Raw genomic sequence first — 18,453 nt, 5'->3', positions numbered from 1 at the left:
ACCAAATACTTCGGGCATGGAAATAAAAATAAATTCGCCAATATCATGAATACGATCGGCGTGACCGATCCATCAGAGCAGGGTGAGTTTCGCCAGTGGCTCGATTCCAAGCAGTTAGCTTCTCCGGCAGTAAAGGTTTCCGGTGTGGATGTAGCAAACCGCCTGTATGGTGAAGATGTATCTCGTAAAATAGAGGCTAGAAAACAGGATGAAGCGGCCGCAGCTGCTCAGAAGAAAGCACAGGGTGAGGCCAAAAAGAAAGAAGCTGGTATGAAACAGCGTCAGTGGTATGAAGATATTACCACGCCTCTTAATCAGTGGTGGAAAGGTGTTCAGTACCAGTTTGACGGCGATCCAAATACGAACATGTTCACGGCAGCCAATGAAAACTTAAATATCGTGAACAATACCAAACGTGATCCTGTTATGCAGGAGATCGGCAGACAGGTTTCTCGTGGGGCAAATGGCGCTACATTGGGTGCTATTGCTGAGATCAAGAGAAACGTTGATAAGAGGCATCCTTCTTTAGTTCAAAAAGAGGACGCGTTTTCTCACAGAGATTTAGGTAAAGGTGGCGGCCTTGATTTTGCAACAGACATGGCATCGTATCTATTACCGGGTGAGGGGATTTTGGCGGGTGCAAGGCTTGCTGGACTTGGCGCAAATTTAGGAACATCCGGCATTGCACGGCTGGCTCAATTCGCTAAAGAGGGTGCTGCGACAGGGGCAGGCTTCGGAGTAGCGAGTGCCGCGATTAAGAAAGGCATTAACCCTGATGAACACAGTTATGGGGATCTGGCGAAGGAAATTGCGATTGATACAGCACTCGGCGGCGCATTAAACACTGGTTTAGGGAAGCTCGGTGATAAATTAGCCAACAGCAAGAAAAATCAGTTCATGAACGAGGTTTTCAACCGCCTGAATGCCGGCAAGAAAGACCTTAATGAAATTGTCCAATCAGACAGCTTTACTCCTAAATACGAAGCGATTCAGAACTCTATCGCCAAAGCGCGCCCTAATACCGAATTTAACGGCTTTGAGGACACTCTGAAGAAGATGCAGGCGGTTAAGGGTGAAACGTTAGGTGTTCCTTATCCGAGCCGTGAGGATGCCTTCAGAAGCTTCACAATGGACCCGAAAGAGTTGCCGAAGATCACCGTCCCTAAACTTCCGAAAAGCAATGATCCTGCACTCGAAAAACAGGTTGAGAATCTGTTCCTGAGGGATATGCAGGCATCAAAGGCTGTTAAGGAAGCAGAAAGACAAAAAAGCTTCGAAGCAATGTTCAGCGGATTCCAAAAGCCAGCTGAAGCACCTCCAGCACCGCCTAAACAGATGTTCGCAAATCAGCCGCAGCAGGAGTTAGACTTTGATCGCTTGTATGAAGGCTTTGCGAAATACGTTAAACAGCAGGGTTACGACGAAAATCAGCTGACAAAAGAAGCTTTGGACGAGATTTTCACCCATTATGCACCAAAAGACTTCCCTTACAGCCTGGATCAAGTAGTTGAGCGGATTTACAAAGACAATCCGGCGGTTAAGACAACGATGCATGAACAGCCGATAGGCCCTGCTCAGGCACCTGTACAGTATACAAAGCCAATTGGCCCTGAACCGAACCTGAAAAGCATGCTGCACAATGATCCGAAGGTCAATAAAGCGCTCGAATCATTGATGCCGGCGCCGAAGAAACCGGATTTCAGCCATATTCACAATCAAATGGACGAAACTCTGAAGTTTATGAACGAAAAACCTGCACCTAAAAACCCATTGACTGATTTCATAAAGTCAAGGTCTCAAAAAGAAGCATTCGAGCCGATTACAGCTGGAGAAGAATATGTTCCATTGAAAAGAGTGGACAACCCAGATAAACCGAGCGGGCCCAAACCAATGAATTCTGAAGCACCTCTTTCAGAACAGCTTGACCATTTAAGGGCTACACTAAAAAGCACGAAGGATCCTGCAGCCAAAGCAACGATCAAAGAGGATATTGCTAAGGTAGAAGGGCAAATAAAGGTACAAAAAGAGAAATCTTTAATTGGTCACGATGCCACATATGAAGATTTGTTGCAGAATTCGGATAACTGGAAAGATAAAGCCCCTATCATGTATCAGCGAGAGACGATGGAGAGAAACTTCGAAGATATTATGGGGAAAGATGCAGGGGTAATGAAGAAAGTATTTATTGATCCTGTTAAATCCAGTGAAGCAAAACGGATTCGCTTTTTGAACACCGAGCGAAACAGAATTCGAGATTTAAAGATCAAGCCGGGCAGCAAGGAAGATAAACTTGTTCAAATGTATGGTGAAAAGAAAATTACTTTAGATGAATTGAAAGATAAAACACCTCAGTGGGAAAAAGTTTCTCAAGCTGCTGAACACTATCGGAACATGTACGATTCTCTGATTAAACAGGCTAATAAAGTTTTAAAAGAAAACGGCATGAAAGAAATTGACTATCGCAAAGACTATTTCCCTCATTATGAAGATTTGAGTAAATTTGAAAAATTCTTCAAGGAAATTGGCTTTGATATAAATAACAACTCTCTGCCAACGGATATTAATGGTCTGACTGATCGATTCCGTCCGAATAAAAACTTCTTCGGTAATGCTTTGAGAAGAAAATCAGACGAGACAGCTTTTGGGGCTTCGGAAGGGGCTGACAGCTACCTAGAAGGGATTTCTAACATCATCCATCATACGCCAAATATTAAACGTCTCAGGGGCTTAGAGGACTCTATCCGGTCTAAGTATGAGGGCGGAGAGAAATTGAATAATTTTGTAGTTGAGCTTTTGGATTATACGAACACTCTGGCCGGGAAAAAGAACATGGTTGACCGTGCAGCAGAGCGTCTTGTCGGCAGGAAGGTTTACAACTTCGTCGATACGATACGCAGAAGAACAGCGGCAAATATGATCGGGGCTAACGTTGGGTCTGCCTTGACTGGTTATATCCCATTAACTCAATCGCTTGCAACCACTTCTAAAAAGGCTTTTGTTGAAGGAATGCTCCAAACAATGAAGAACACGTTTAAAAATGACGGTTTCATTCAAAAATCGGATTTTCTCACAAAACGTATCGGTGCGGATCCTCTATACAGGACAGCTTGGGATAATACAGTTGATAAATCCATGTGGTTGATGAAAACGGTCGATATGTTCTCAGCACAAACCATTGTGAGGAGTAAGTACCTGGAGGGCATTAGCAAGGGGCTTAACGAATCACAAGCAATGAAGCAGGCAGATGATTGGGCATCCCGAATCATGGCCGGAAGAGCAAAAGGTGACGTTCCTACGTTAATTGGATCTAAATCTCTCGGAGCGTTAACGCAGTTCCAGTTAGAAGTGAATAATCAGCTTTCGTTCATCTTTAAAGATATTCCAAGATCCACGGATAAAAAAGGAATGGCTTCAGCTCTTGCTCAATTAGCGATATATTCCTATGGATTTAACGAGCTGTACGAGAAAGCTACAGGAAGAAGGCCTGCTTTTGATCCAATCGGTATAGCAATGAAAGCCTATAACGATTATAATAATGAAGAAATTACCAATTTAAAAGCGACCGAAAATTTAAAGGATCAAGTTCTCCAAACGCTCCCTTTTACATCTGCTATTAATGGGGGGAGATTCCCGATTGGCGCGGGAATTCCAGATGTGAATGGTTTACTCAGTGGTAAAGCAAACACGACCGATGAATTTTTAGTGAAGCCGGCATCGTTTATCGTAACCCCTGCCGGTGGTTCACAGTTGAAAAAGATGTTTGAAGGTTTGCAAGCTGTCGGTAAAAATCCGATTGCGCCACAGGACACACCGGGCGTTTACAATAAAAATGGCACCATGAAGTTTCCGATTAAAGATGATGCTGCCAATACTGCAAGAGCTGCTATTTTCGGTAAATATGCGTTTCCGGAATACAAAGATTATTTCGATAAGGACAGAAGGGATTTATCAGCAAAGCAGACTAGTAAAGTGGAACAGTCAGATAATCCTTTAGCTGCTTATATGGAAATTCTTGCAGAACGAAAGGCTAAAAAGGAAAAAGCAAGGCAAAAAGGAGGTGAGTGATTGGAGACTTTCCAGAGTTTTTTTGATGCATGCTGGAGACTGCTGCTAAACTCGTTGAATGGGTTTGGTTATGGAGTTTCAGGTATCATTGCTTTTTTCATCATAGCTATTGCATTTCTATTTATTTGGGAATTTATTAAAAAGGTTCTGCTCAAATCAACTAAAACGGGTATTATGAAGCGATTTGCTCGCACCTTAAATAATAAGCCCTCCTTAAACAGAGTTTTTCAAATATCAGCTGTTGTTGGTGTCTACGCATTTTTCATACTATTAATGATCTGGGGCCGTTAATCGGCCCTTTTTATATTAGGGGGAAATTATATGCAAATCATTCATTCTTATCTATTCGGGGACGTCAAGTTCCTCGATTTACTCATGGTCCTTATGGCTTGTGATATCTTAACAGGGGTGCTCAGAGCCATTAAAGAAAAGCGTCTCCGTAGCCGGAATGCGCTGTACGGATATGCCCGTAAAGTCGGGGTATTCGCCATCATCATTGTTGCAAATGTCGTAGATATTATACTTGGTTTAAAAGGGGCGGTGGCGGTTGCTACGGTCATTTTTTATTTGGTGAACGAAGCACTCTCCATCGTGGAAAATCTTTCTCAGATCGGCGTCCCGGTGCCTGGATTCATTCAAGACAAGCTCCATGTGATGCAGGAAACACAAGAAAAAACCATCGAGGTTCCTATTGTCACGGATAAAGTGGTTATTCATAAGGAGGAAGTGTAATGGGATTCGAAATTTTAACGGTTGATCAGTTAATCGACCGCATTAGAAAGTCAGGTATCAAGTTCAAGATTTCTCAATTCCATCACACATATAAGCCGGATCATTCCGATTTTAACGGCAAGAATCATCTCCAGTTGCAGCAAGGGATGAAGGATTACCACGTAAACACACGTGGGTGGTCCGACATTGGGCAGCATGTAACCCTGATGCCTGACGGAAAGTTTGTAACTGGTCGTCCGCTGAATGTAACGCCTGCCGGCATCACCGGCTTTAATACAGGCTCATTTATGACGGAAACTCTTGGAAACTTCGATAAGGGTCATGACAAGCTGGAAGGGGCACAGTTAGATTCCATGCTGAAGTTGCAGCACTACATGATCTATGAAAACGGAGCTCAGCTGATGTTCCATCGGGAGCATGCTCCGAAGTCTTGTCCAGGTACTGGGCTGGATAAGGGAGAGTTTTTGCGGCAGGTAGCAGCTTATAAAGCGGTAAAGGAGGTGAAAGGCGTGACAGCTGAAGTGAAAACAGTGGAAAATACAGATGCTCAAAAGCATGTATTGGATAAGCTTTCTTCTTATGGAATTGCGGCGAAGGACTATAAAATCACTACATCTGAAGAAAATACTATTTTCTCTTTGATTAACGGTGTTGTGAAAGCAATTGAAGATGGAAGGTTGAAAGCTAAATAGAGTTAGTGTACAATGAACGTATGTTCGTAGTACCCTATTATGTTTGAAGGGCCCGCCGTGGAAAGCGAGCCCTTCTTTTTTATTTCCTTGTCATATGGCGCTCAATCATTTCCTCTACATTCTTTGTCTGATAAACACGCAGCGGATCAAAGTCGATTTTGTACGTATGCTCGGTAATAAACCAAATAAGCGGGAAATGCTTTGAATACTCCTTCCACTCTCCTCCTAAATAATACTGCCGGTACCGTTCCACTTTTGCTTCCATTACCTTCTTTGTATAGATGTTTCTCTGGATCTCCACGAAAAAAGATGCATTGCTCCATGTCATGTAAATGTCAGGGACCAGGTTCCCAGTGGTGCGAAACTCCACTTCAAACTTAGACGGCTTGATGATCCTGGACAGATCGATATAAAAGTCTACTATTTCCTTATAATGAGGAATTTTGGTGCTGTTCTTCTTAAAGGGGCAGGGGGCGGGGAAGTATTGATATGGCCGTCTGGAATGGTCTACGTCTACGAAACCATCCCGAGTCAGGCGCTTCATCACCTTATTACAGCTTTGTTTGCCGTCTTTGTTTTCACTGAAGTGCAGCTGCGCAATATGATCCCGTTCCATCACCCTGAATTTTTGCAAATCGTTAAGAATCGCCTGATCCCTTTGATTCATCGCTTACCTCCTCGATGGACGGCAGCGGAGAGAAATCATCCTGTTCTATGATCTCGGCCCCAACATCAATATATGGCCTGACTTTATACGGCTCCAGCAGTTCTTTAGCTCTTTCCATTGTGAGAAAGGGCGCCTGCACCATAACCGTACTTTGATTCTTGAAGTAAAATTGACCAGGCCTTTCGAGTTTGGACGCATCCTCTTTGGTGCCTCTTCCAAGCGTAATGTCACTGTTGATCTTATCCGAGTGCTGAAAGGCATAGCGTACCGTTAAATTATTCTTCAGCTGCCCTTCTAACACTTTGCTGTCCGGCCTTTGCATGGAGAGAATAAGGAAGATACCGAGAGCGCGGCCAATGCAGGAAATCTCCTCCACAACATCCATCAGCTTTGTTTCTTTCTTTAATAAAGCCACTTCATCAATGCAGAGAATAATGTATTTTTTCTTCTGACTGGTATACTTGCTGTTGTACTTGTCGATGTGGTCTAATTCGGTTTCATCCAGTAGATCTCCTCTTAATTTCATCTCTTTCCGAAGATGAGACAAACAAAGTGCCAGTTCCTCTTTTTTCGTCATGACCGCCTGCACACCCTCACAGTGCCGGAACAGGTGAAATTCGCTCCGTTTCATATCAGCAAGGTAAAAGTCTATCTCACTCCTTTTGGCGAGGATAAGGGCCGTTAAAATCATCCTGATCGTCACGCTCTTTCCTGATCCCGTTTCTCCAGCAATCAGCAAGTGTGGGTTCTCAACCATATCAAAAGAGAGCATATTCCCGAGCTGATCTTTGCCAGCCAGTACCGGAATGCGCCCGGTGAGCTCTGGCAATTCAAAGTCGAACTTGGTTTCCGGCTCATTGGTGTAAATCTTTAGCGTGTACCGGATCCCGTCACCTTTCAATTCATACCGGCTGCCGAATACCTGGGAGAGCACGTATTCCTTCTTCTTCAGATCAGTTGGATTCATCCCAAGCGGCAGATAAAAGCTGTAGAAGAGATAGTCTTTGTTTTCCTCAAAGATATTGACTGAGGGGTAACGCTTGAACCGATTCCCGTTTTTCTCATAGGAATGGGATAAGTCGGCCTGTTTAAAGGCATTCCGGAGCTTCATTTTCATCAGAAAGCCTTTGATCACAAAATAAACCTCCTCACCGCATGCATAATAAACCAAGCAGCTGCGCAAACTACTCCAGAAGCTAAAACTCCTCCCACGATTGAATTGAATAATTCAGCCTCCATATACTTTCCCTTTTTGACTAATCTTCTTTCCAGAACGGCAGCTCCCAATATCACGGCTCCTACTCCTCCCACAACCCACATCTTCATCCCTCTTTCTAAATAATTTTCGTTTTTCTTGCTGCTGCAAGGGTTTCAGCTTGGATAAGTGTATTTCAAGTAGTAGATCCATGAGTGTATCAGCAGGTAAACTCAAATCTACAAAGTTAGTGTATTTACGAGTAACCTTTTCGTTGTCTGTCCGGCTAAAATAAAAAGGTTACCCGTGAGTATACTGGAGCAGCATACCTACAGGTAACCTTTTGTGAGCTTGACCACATGACCACAAAATGACCACGGAATGTGGACAAGTTCAAGGAAAATAAACTACCATAAAGAAAAAAGCACCGGTAATAAAACCGATGCAGTCTATATTGAACCGTTCAGAGGAATAAGGAATTTCACCATAGCCAATACTATGCATGTTGAGTGTGTGTCGCAGATGATTTTAAAAGAGGATGCACATAGCTAAACTTGTATTTCTAACTTGTAGGTAATTAAAGGATTGCCCTTTTCATCAACATCGATTCTCTCTACTAGATAATGAAGCATTTCTTCTGTCTCATCGGTTAAGGGTGAAAAACGAGTAAGTAGATTTTTAAGTCGATTATATTTATGTCCTAAGTTTTTCTGAGAGAGTGATGCCTTGTGCTCGCTCTTTTTTATATAAAGAATTAAATGAGGCTCTTATAGATGATGGGGAATGGAAACCCGGAGTAAAAGAAGAATATATTGATGGATTAAACAATGACATAGACTATTTAAAACGTTCTGTTAAGGGGGTCATGGAAGTTAATCGTCCTCCAATACTATTCGACCCACCTATTGAAAAAGGATGTTATTTGTTTGGATGCAGAAGACATCATAATCCACAATATAAAAAAATATAAAAAGGTATTATATAAGAGAGTTGCATGCAATACCAGTTTCATGATTTTGCATATTTAAACAACAAATAATGGTTGAGGTAAACACTGGGACGGTTTCTGCTGCTAAGGAAGCAAAAGAACCGTCCCTCTGCTTCCTTAACTGGAGTGTGCGATCGCAGCAATTTCAATAAGCTGGCCAGGGAATGCTAAGTGGTTCGCTCCTATTAAGCTGCCAGCCGGTCGATGTGTGTCTACATATGCTTTAAACATATTAATGACTTCCTCAGCGTGTGCTGGTGGTTGAGTTAGATAGATTTCAACATAAGCGAGGTTGAACTTCGTGACGCCAAACCCTTTCAAAACATGATCTAAATTCTTAAGAGTTTGCTCTGTTTGAGTTTTGATGTCGGCCTCACCAATGAAATTCCCTTTCTCATTGTGAGAAAATTGCCCCGAGATATAAATTGTATGATCCACACGGTAACCCTGAGAAATTCCGTGATCCCAAAGGTCGTGATTATAAGTTTTAATATTGTTCATTTTAATCTCTCCTTTTTTAAGAACTATGGTAAGTATAAAATGGGTTTTAATGAAAAAACAGTACGCACTTTTTTGATAGATACTACCAGAAAGGATAGTGACCATTATGAGCATGAGTGATTTTGAGAAAAAAGGTAATATTCATGAAACGCCTTTTGGTTATACAATGTCTGTAATAGGTGGAAAATGGAAAATGCTGATTCTTTATCTCTTATCAGAAAATCAAGTTATGCGTTTTAACGAAATCAAAAATAGAATTGGAACCATTACCTTTAAAACACTAAGTACACAACTTAAAGAATTAGAAGCAGCTGGGATGGTCAACCGTAAAGAGTATCCTCAAATCCCTCCTAAAGTTGAGTACAGTCTTACTCATAAAGCAGAAACGATCCTTCCTATCCTGGAACAGTTATGTGAGTGGGGAGAAGAAAATCAAAAATAATACCGTAATGGTCCTTTGACCATACTCTGTGTTTGAATATTGATTCAGCGGTCTAATCTCGGAAAATTAATTAGAGATGTAGATTGAAAAGCGTCTTCTGACGAATTTTCTTACTGAATCCATTCTATTTCATTCCCTCTCTCCTCAAGCTATTTACTCCTTTGTAGAAGACTTGTTTGTTTAAGGGAACAAAACAAGATCAACAACTTCTACAATAGGAGTTTTTTTGTTGTGTATAAAATCTCATTTTTGAAAATATCGAATTATTTTAAAGTCTTACAAGGCCAGTGGGACAGTCCCCCAAACCAAAAACTGCACCTTCCTTGTCATGTGGTTCGAACAAGGGGGTGCAGTTTTTGGTTTTTTTATAATTAGTTGCTGTTGTAGTACAGTTTTGATTTGTCAGCCATTACGTAATATCCGCCGCCCATATAAATTTTGTCGCCAATTATATCATAAGCACGGTATTGGCTTCCTTTTTTAAGGGTTTTGGCTGCCTTGCCATTTTCGTCATAAAGCTTAAGATCGTTTAATACATCAATAAGCCCAGTGTAGAATAGTGTGTCTTTCTCTTTTTCTACATAATAGCCGCCGCCCACATCAAATGATTCGCCGTCATAGCCGTAAACTCTAACAGCTTCCCCGGCTTCAAGGGTGCGGAACAGCTTGCCGTCTGGTGTATACATTTTCATCGTATCTTTAATAAGAATACGTCCAATCCGCGGAGTTCTGCTGTCCTTATCAAGGATGTAGTAGTCTCCGCCAACGTTGTAGGCACCGTCTGTTTTACCGTATACATATACATTTCCAGGGTCTGCAGTAAGACCTGATTTGGTATAAGTACCATCGGCTTTCTTCTTGTAAAGCGGTACTTCTTTTTTAATTTCCATGCGTGCTACCGGAGCCTTGTTTATTTCTGGTTTCAATTCAAGAGCTGTTGGCTGCCCTTGGACAGGTTTCACCTCAGGCTTATCATTGTTGCCCGGGTTGCCAGAGCCGTCACCAGGCTGAGTAGTGCCGCCGTCCGGATTGCCAGAGCCATCACCAGGCTGAGTAGTGCCGCCGCCCGGATTTGTCACAACATCCGTTCCTTTTGCGAAGGACCAGACGTCAGAAGTGGATTTCCCGGTATAATGATCTTCAGCGACTGCGTACCAGGAGTAGGTGTTAGCACCAGCCAAACCATTCCAGCTTACTTCCGCAGTATTTCCGCTCTTCACTTGATCGACAGAACCGATTTTTGTGTCTGTATAGACGTTAACTGAGAAGCTGTCTGTTTCCACTACTTTGTTTTCAGGCTCAAGATTCAGGTCTAGAATGAATTCGTCTTTTCCTGGATACTTGTCCTCATCATAGAAGTTATAATCGTTCATATAAGGTGAATAAGTGTTTACAATGACACGGTTATGATCTGTGTCAAAATGCAGAAGGCGCATATATCCTTGTCCGCCTTCCGGTCCGCCCTGATAGTCGGCCAGAATTTGATACACTTTACGGTCAGGAGTTCCATCTCCATTGTCATCTACTTCATCCACTAATTCTTTGCTTTCATGATAATGTCCGCAAAGGGCAGCAAACACGTTTTTGTTAGGCAGGATGACTTCATTATATATCTTGTCGCCTATCGGACTGCGTGAACCTGAGGCAAGCAAGTATTCATGGAAGTTTAAAATAGCTTTCCGGTCAGGGTGCTCAGCAAGGACTTTGTTCATCCAGGCAATATCCTCGTCGGTTATGCCCCAGCCCATATATACAATAATATAATCGTTTCCTCCTGCGGAGATTAAATCATAATGACCTTTGTTATTTTTATAAGATTCTCCTACATAGCTCTTATCTTTAAAGCGCTGATCTCCAAAATATTTGTAGTACTCCGTATAGTCTTCGGATTTATGCCCTACATCATGGTTTCCGGCAAGAACACCGTATGGGACATTGGCATCATCCAGGACTCTCATATACTTATCGGCATTTTCCCACTGATAAGGCTTGTCCGCTTCATCCACCAGGTCTCCGGTATGGATCACGTATTTAATCTTCAACGCATCTTGATTTTTAGCAATCCAGCTTGTTTCTTTGTCATAAATCCACGGATAGCTTTCTGAATAATATTGCGTATCAGACATCCAAACAAACGTATAATCATAGTCGTCCGGAGAAGAAGGAATCTCATCCTGAATCATGACATGAACTCTATGATCCTTTGAAAACTCGTCCACTTTTACATTGGCTTTCAGCGTAAAATCTTCATCTCCTGCAATTTTAAATACAAGAGGCATCCAGCGGTTTTGATCATAACTCCACGCATACATGGTTACTTTTCTGCCATTTAAAGACTTACCGGCCCAGTTCAATTCCACGATATCGGTATTGTCTACTGAACTGTCAAGGGTTACATCAAAACGGTGATACGGGAACTTAGTACTGGATTCTGTCTTTAGGTATTGTCCATCAACAGAAGACACTTTTTCCAATTCATCATCTGTCATCGCCGTTTCGCCCTCAGGAGCCATGGTTTGCGGCGGTTCAACCTCTGCTGTGTTTTTAAAGGCTTTTACGCTTGCTTTATTAGCGGCATTATATGTATACCCTCTGTAAAAGCTTACGTTCATATCATCATTGGTAGGATCTACTACTTTTACTTTCAGCTGAGGACTTCCCACAATGCTTCCAGCTCCGTCAGCAGGTGAAATAAGTTCCGGCTTTGCCGGATTTTCATTCGCGACTGAAAATGGCACTGCCATTTTTGAAGTATTTCCGGCTTTGTCACTGGCTGTAATCTCTAAAGAATGGCTGCCAGGTGCAAGTTGAGATGAAGCTGTTTTCAGAGGTACAGCAATTACTTTGTCATCCAGTTTTACTTCCTGGTTTTCAACCCCTGCAATTTCATCAGTAACAGCCGCATCAATAGTAAATTCGCCTTTATAGTCTTTATCCTTTTCAATGGTCGGTACAATAGCAGGTGCGGTATTATCAACCTTTACCTCTGCTGTAATATCCTCATTCACCCCGTCAGTAATTTTAACAGTATGCGTTCCATCACCTGCATCTTCCGTGTTCCATTTAAAAGCTTTAGAAGGGACTTCACTATCTGACAGGGCAAATGTGAAATCCTGAGCTGCATGGGCATCATTCATTGCAATCGCAGTTGCTGGATTTGAGTATGCAGCGTCTTTGATTGTTGTTCCGTCAGATAAAACCAATCGGACGTTTTTTACCTTATAATCATCGCGGTTTTCAGTTTTCTCCGTAATGAACGGCGAAACTTTGTCACCAGAGCGGATCGTGAAAACATTGTTTCCTAATTGCAATTTATTTGGATCTATAGGAACTGTTATGGTTTGCCAATCAGCAATAAAGTCATCAAAAATATGGAGTACCTCATCTCCCATAGTGACTCCGTTTTGGAAGAATGTATTTACTCCGCTGACATCAAATGCCAGGTAGGCTTCATCTTCCACGGCATGGTAGGTTCCTTGGCTCTGCTCTTTTCCGTCAATATAGAGTTGGATAGTGTCTGACGCTGCAGAAGAGGAGGTGCCTTTAATGATTTGCTCTCCAGATAAAATTTGTCCATCCTTCACGTTTAATCTTAAAGGGGCATCACTCTTATCAGATGTGACATCGATCTTATAATGGTCACTTGTCACTTCGTTGCTTCCGTCAGAAGCAGTAAAATAATACTCTACATTTTTCTTTCCGATTAAATCAGGTGAGTAAATAACATGGTTGAATAATAAATTGTTATAGTCCTCTTGAAGAAGCACTTTCGTAAAGTCCTGCTGCCCGTCCAGCTTGTAGTAAAGAACTACAGTTTTCACCTGGATATTATCCTGGGCATCGGCAGTGATTTTAATGTTTTCGCTTTGTTTAACGGTTGTTTGGGTTGTCAGGTTTTCGATAACCGGCTTCTCATTGTCATCCGGCACAGTTACAGTTTTGGCAGGAACTTGTTTAGCAGTTACACTTCCTGGTGTAGCCATGTCCTTGCCATAACTGATTTTTACCATGTTTTTAGAGCCGTCCACAGGATATTGGTACATAATGCCTTTATCCGCAGCTGTATCATCAATTTCAGGTTCATCCATATAGCTTGCTTCTGAGATTTCTTCATCACTGTTAGTGGCAACTACCAATGTTCTAAGAGATGAATTTGCCATCCCATCTGAATAGATTCTTACAATATCCTGGTTTTCCACAAGGTTGGTGCCATAGTTTTGGTTAAAATCAGCAACCGTTGAATTTCGGTTTTGGCTGTTAATAATCCAGAATACCAAAGTTCCCTTTGATTTAATAATCGCATCATCAGGGATTGATGCCCAGATTACGTCTGTATTTGGATCTTTGCTGTAACGATACTGAAGCTTGTAATCTTTGAAATTAAGATCTTTATCGGTATTGTTATATACTTCAATAAATTCATAGCCGTCTGCCGTTCCTACATTAGTTGAATCAGGAACAATCTCTGTAATAAGCAGACTTGGAAGCTTGTCATAATTTAGCTCAGTGTTTTGTACTGTTATTTCAGCCTCGTCTGTTTTAACTGTATTTGTGCCGTCTGCTGCTTCAATATAGTAGACAAGATCTTCAGTTACAGATACTGCCGGAATTTCCGATTCAAACAGGGAAGGCGTTTGCTCGCTTAAAAACATGTCCTCAGAATGGAACGCCGCTTCGCTTTTCTTCTTATAATAAAGCTTTACTGCAGGTGCTGCTGCTTTATCATCGGTGACTTTAGCCTGAACTTTTACAGCTGCAAATCCCTCGGCTGCTGCTATTGGAGTGTGCTCGATAACAGGAGGAGCCGTATCCTTTTCCTGATCAGAAACACTTACAGGCTGAGCGGGAACTTGTCCATCTTCCAGTGTCCCTGGAGTTGGATTCGCTTTTTGCTTGAAAATGCTCATTGCCGTTCCGGAAGCAGGGTACTTGTATACAGCTGTAAGGCCTGGTCCTTCATCTGCCTGGACATAGCTTGCAGAGACCACTTCTTCATTTTGGAGGGGATCTTTGACAACAACAGCGCGATTTCCGCCGTTAGCAAAACCACTAAAGCCGGCGCTTGTAAAAGGAACCACCTGATTTCCTGTTAAGTTCACGTGGAATTCAGCATTAAAGTCACTTAAAGTTTTATTTCCTGTGTTGAACCAAAATACTTTCGTTTCTTTCGGCTCAAGTGTTGCCTTTGGAAGAGTTAAAGGGATATCAGTAGTGCCTGTCGTGTAATGATAAATAAAAGAGTATTTGGATAAGTCCATAGGCTTATCAGTATTGTTATAAACCTCAAAATACTCAAATTGATCTGTACCGCTTGCCATTGAATCCGGACTGATTTCAGTGATTAACAGTTTAGGATAATGGTTGAAGTTTTCCGTCGCCAAATCAGTGATAGAAACAGCTTGCTTGGATTGATCTGTCGGGTAAACGGTTGTGTTGGCAGAATCCTTTACCTCTATGTAATAGGTAAGAGCAGGTGAGACAAGCTCTTCTTTTGGAATGACAGCTTCATAGGATGAGCCGTTTCCTTTTATCATAGAAAGTGACTTGAACTCTGCATTGCTGCCAGTTTGATAGAAAAGCTTGGCTTCGAATAATTCATTATCGTCAGTAATAGCAGCTGAAATTTTCAGATCCTGCAAGGCACTGGCTGTTGTTACAGGTGTGTGCTCAATAACCGGTACTTGGTTTACAGCAGCATGATTTGGATCCTGGTTCTGAGCTCCCGCAGAGCTTTTCCCTTCATTGGCTGATGGGGTAGTTTCCGTATTGCCAGCTGGAGTTGTTTCTTCGCTTGAGTGCGTATCGGAATTAGTACTGCCGCTGGTCGTACCGGATGCAGGGTTTGCGGTGCTTGCACTTCCTGATTCCACCTCCGTATTCGGCGCATCAGCTGTTTGGGGATTGGAAGGGTCGGTGGTTCCCTCTAATGGAACAGTAGAACCGGCTGGATTGTTTACAACCAGGCTTTCTGCGTGGCTTTTTGACGGAAAAAGCGGCAGTGCACTGGGTACAACTAAACAAAGGGCCATGGTGACGGATAAAACTTTAGTAGGCTTGTTTGCTTTCATTGTTCTTCATATCCTCCATACTCGTATTAAAAAAAGTTTAAAAATGAACGGCAAAAATGTGTTTCTGTTAATCCCTCCTAACTATTTCTCTAAACGAAATAATAGCAAGTAAATATTAAGAAGATTTTCTGAATGAAAGGGAAATGTAAAGATTTTCTTAATTTTTATGTAAACGGATTTACATCCAAACGCATTAAATCTGTATTTTATGCAAATTTTTTGATCAATTCGGGTAATGTAAAAGGGAGAAGCCTTTACATAAAATTTAATTTTTTCCAAGAACAGACAAAATTTGATAACGGGGACTGTCTCATTAGCGTTGTAAAAGTGAAGTAAATTGAATAAAAACAAAAATTACATCTGGTGTTTACTTCTAAATAAAAATAGGAGGATAAGCTCCTTAACCATCGTAATCCATGCTCTTAATATAAGCTGGATTATTCCATTCACAGATTCAATCCATACAAATGGTATTTGCTTTCCTTTCGTCCGCTGAATGGATCGTGAAGCGTAACCTTGGTATTTTAAACGTAATAAAGGAATAATGACTGTATAGAAGAAAAAAAGAAAACGAGGGACAAAAAATGATTGCAAAAACAGAAGAAGATTTTAATGGTTTAAAGGAGATTGGCAAAATTATCGCGTCCATCCGGGATGAACTGGTGCAGCGGACGGTTCCTGGCATAACGACAAAAGAACTGGATGATTTGGCAGGGGAACTTTTTGAAAAAGCAGGGGCCGTTTCAGCGCCAAAAGGCGAATATGATTTTCCTGGGTTTACGTGCATTAGCGTGAATGAAGAAGTGGCACATGGGATTCCGGGTGGCCGGGTGATTCAGGAAGGGGATCTCGTCAATATTGATGTATCTGCTTCCAAGAACGGTTATTTCGCTGATACGGGAATTTCGTTTGTAGTGGGAAAAGGCGAAGAAGTGTTAACGAGACTATGTGAGACGGCGAAAAAGGCATTTGAAGCGGGCCTTGAGAAAGCCAAACCCGGCTCAAAAAAAAACCGAATCGGAAAAGCCGTTTTCGAGACAGCCAGACAGCATGGGTTCACCGTTATCAAGAACCTTACAGGACATGGGATTGGACGCACCATCCATGAAGCTCCTGACCATATCTTAAATTACAATGATCCGTGGGATAATGAGCTATTAAAGGAAGGGATGGTCATCGCCTTCGAACCGTTTATCTCCACCTCTGAAGAAGAAGTGTTCCAAATGGAAGACGACTGGACATTTGCTACCAAAAAAAGTTATGTTGCTCAGATTGAACATACAATCATTATTACGAAAAACGGTCCGGTTATTTTAACCCTTTAATGGTATAGGGAGATCTTAAAACGAAATAAGTCTACATTGCAAGGGGGCGGTTCTGCTGAGAGCCGGCCCTTTTGCTTTCGATACAGATGATCTGCTGCGTCTGTTTTTTGTGTCGGCACCGATGGAGTCACAGAGTTCAAAAATTCGGATAGCTATTATTAATGGATCGCATTGAAAAGAACCGTCCCTCTGCTTCCGAGATAATAAAGCGGTTTATGCAACCTCAACAGGGGTAAGTGAATAGCTGTATGATGATTTTGGAAGAATTTGTGATGAAAAAAGTAAGTTTAGTAGATTACGCCCCTTCCCTCATAGACAGTAGCCGCCTCGGAAAATGGATCCCTACATATATCAGAGTTGCCATCTGAGCTGAAACCCACTTGTTAATGCAACATCAGAATACCAGCCTGCATGTGATCCTGTATGTTATTGAAACGATAAAAAAAGGAGTAGATCACTATGTCTCAAGTTTCCGGCAGCACCACAGAACAGTACCTTCGTCCCCTCGGTGCATTCGAACGCATCATTGATCTTTATATGCATCGCAACCCTGTCCAATTTTCCCTGGCAGCCGTGCTGACTCGTGATGTCTCTGAAGAGGAGCTGACTCAGGCGCTGCAGAGGCTGCAGCGGGTCCATCCGCTGCTTGCCGTCGAAGTCCATCGCCCTGACGATGACGATCACGGAGCCACTGGTGCTGTATTTCGCTCCTCAGACAGAAGAATTCCCGTCCGTGTCGCGCGCGAGACGACGTGGGAGCGCGAAGCAGCCTATGAACAGACGGCACCAATCAGTTCTGCTCCGGGCCCGTTGGCACGCGCGGTACTGATTCCTGCCGGGAATGGGCTTGCAGGGGCCACTGTCGTGATGACGTTTGCTCATCAGATTACGGATGGACGCGGTGCCTTGTGTGCTATACAGGACCTAACGGCAATCCTAGCAGGGGAAAGCGTGCTTCCAGCGGACCTTCCTGTGGCGCAGGAGGAATTACTAGAAGGCCTCGCTCAGACGGCCGCCACCGTCGAGAGTGCTGTTGCGGAACCGGATGTGGAGGAGGAAGCAATCTTGTCGCCTCCTGGACGATTGCGTCCTTTTGATGGAGCGATTCCGCACATTCAAGCCGAAGACATCGGCGTTGCAGGTACCCGAAAGCTAATTGAACGCTCACGTGCCGAATCTTGCACGGTGCAGGCCGCGTTATGCGCAGCGGCGGCTTCGGTGCTGTTTGAATCGACGGATCGTGAGCAGGTCCGCATCAACGTGCCAATTGACCTGCGCCAAGCTGCCGAACCAGAAGATGTCGTCGTCCGTTTTGCTGCCACCATGGTTGTCCTTGACCATTCGGCTGTTACGGGGTTCTGGGATCTCGCGCGCAGTGCAGCCGCTCAGCTTAAGGCAGCACGCGATCCGGAGACGATTCGAAACTCAGCTCTGATGCTTGCGCAGCTCGCTCCGTCGACCGCTGATGACGCAGAGATGATGATGCTTGCCGCGACTGGCGCAGATATAGAGATCACGAACCTCGGGGTAGCCAGGGGAATTGCCGCAGAGCGGGATGTACTCGAAATGTGGGGCCCAACAATGACGACACAGGTCGCTGGAGAACAGATTCTCGGTGTGGTCACCCACGGTGACGCGCTGCGCATGGTGAACGTCACTCATGACCCAATTGAAGGCCTTGTCGAGAAGATCGCCATTGAACTCGAAGCCGCTTGCCGATGAAGCACGGGGACGGTTCTCGTGCTTCCTTCATGCTAGCATTTCAATTTTTGCTCAAG

The 18,453-nt window shown here is 43.1% G+C and carries 12 protein-coding genes; 7 read left to right on the top strand and 5 right to left on the bottom strand.

The window, feature by feature from the left end:
• Nucleotides 1-45: 45 nt before the first annotated feature.
• Genes LRR81_RS08650 through LRR81_RS08635 form a run of 4 tightly spaced genes read left to right on the top strand, consistent with a single transcriptional unit; the run spans nucleotide 46 to nucleotide 5,489 of the window.
• Entirely contained in the window at nucleotides 46-4,065 is a 4,020-nt protein-coding gene (locus tag LRR81_RS08650) for a nucleoporin Nup88 family protein (protein ID WP_231788946.1), read from the top strand.
• Nucleotides 4,066-4,356, top strand: a complete 291-nt coding sequence (locus tag LRR81_RS08645; RefSeq protein ID WP_231788945.1) for a hypothetical protein — start codon at nucleotides 4,066-4,068, stop codon at nucleotides 4,354-4,356. It begins immediately after the preceding gene.
• A 30-nt stretch (nucleotides 4,357-4,386) separates the two neighbouring features.
• Entirely contained in the window at nucleotides 4,387-4,797 is a 411-nt protein-coding gene (locus tag LRR81_RS08640; protein ID WP_231788944.1) for a phage holin family protein, read from the top strand.
• A complete protein-coding gene (locus LRR81_RS08635) occupies nucleotides 4,797-5,489 on the top strand; it encodes a peptidoglycan recognition protein family protein (protein ID WP_231788943.1) in 693 nt (230 codons plus the stop codon). The genes LRR81_RS08640 and LRR81_RS08635 overlap by 1 nt, the downstream gene beginning before the upstream one ends.
• Nucleotides 5,490-5,568: 79 nt before the next feature.
• Here the strand turns inward: LRR81_RS08635 and LRR81_RS08630 are convergent, their stop codons facing one another.
• The 4 genes from LRR81_RS08630 to LRR81_RS08615 all read right to left on the bottom strand — a co-directional run bounded on the left by LRR81_RS08630 (nucleotide 5,569) and on the right by LRR81_RS08615 (nucleotide 8,840).
• Entirely contained in the window at nucleotides 5,569-6,156 is a 588-nt protein-coding gene (locus tag LRR81_RS08630) for a replication-relaxation family protein (protein ID WP_231788942.1), read from the bottom strand.
• A complete protein-coding gene (locus tag LRR81_RS08625) occupies nucleotides 6,128-7,291 on the bottom strand; it encodes an FtsK/SpoIIIE domain-containing protein (RefSeq protein WP_231788941.1) in 1,164 nt (387 codons plus the stop codon). Before LRR81_RS08625 ends, LRR81_RS08630 begins: the two co-directional genes overlap by 29 nt.
• Nucleotides 7,288-7,476: a hypothetical protein gene (locus LRR81_RS08620; protein WP_231788940.1), complete on the bottom strand. Its 189-nt coding sequence runs from the start codon at nucleotides 7,474-7,476 to the stop codon at nucleotides 7,288-7,290. The genes LRR81_RS08625 and LRR81_RS08620 overlap by 4 nt, the downstream gene beginning before the upstream one ends.
• A gap of 980 nt (nucleotides 7,477-8,456) precedes the next feature.
• The gene (locus tag LRR81_RS08615; protein ID WP_231788939.1) at nucleotides 8,457-8,840 is read right to left on the bottom strand and encodes a RidA family protein; all 384 of its coding nucleotides are present in this window, start codon (nucleotides 8,838-8,840) and stop codon (nucleotides 8,457-8,459) included.
• 106 nt (nucleotides 8,841-8,946) lie between these two features.
• On the opposite strand from LRR81_RS08615, the gene LRR81_RS08610 reads away from it, so the two are divergent.
• Nucleotides 8,947-9,282: a winged helix-turn-helix transcriptional regulator gene (locus LRR81_RS08610; protein ID WP_231788938.1), complete on the top strand. Its 336-nt coding sequence runs from the start codon at nucleotides 8,947-8,949 to the stop codon at nucleotides 9,280-9,282.
• A gap of 371 nt (nucleotides 9,283-9,653) precedes the next feature.
• On the opposite strand, the gene LRR81_RS08605 is transcribed toward LRR81_RS08610, so the two are convergent.
• Nucleotides 9,654-15,350, bottom strand: a complete 5,697-nt coding sequence (locus tag LRR81_RS08605) for a lamin tail domain-containing protein (RefSeq protein WP_231788937.1) — start codon at nucleotides 15,348-15,350, stop codon at nucleotides 9,654-9,656.
• A 584-nt stretch (nucleotides 15,351-15,934) separates the two neighbouring features.
• Here LRR81_RS08605 and map point away from each other — a divergent pair.
• Both map and LRR81_RS08595 read left to right on the top strand, forming a co-directional pair.
• Entirely contained in the window at nucleotides 15,935-16,675 is a 741-nt protein-coding gene (map, locus tag LRR81_RS08600) for a type I methionyl aminopeptidase (protein WP_231788936.1), read from the top strand.
• 459 nt (nucleotides 16,676-17,134) lie between these two features.
• On the top strand, nucleotides 17,135-18,397 hold the full coding sequence (locus LRR81_RS08595) for a hypothetical protein (RefSeq protein ID WP_231788935.1): 1,263 nt from the start codon (nucleotides 17,135-17,137) through the stop codon (nucleotides 18,395-18,397).
• The last annotated feature ends 56 nt before the right edge of the window (nucleotides 18,398-18,453 follow it).

This window comes from Metabacillus kandeliae (assembly GCF_021166585.1).
Lineage (GTDB): Bacteria > Bacillota > Bacilli > Bacillales > Bacillaceae > Metabacillus_B > Metabacillus_B kandeliae.
This window is presented reverse-complemented; position numbering and strand designations above follow the sequence as displayed.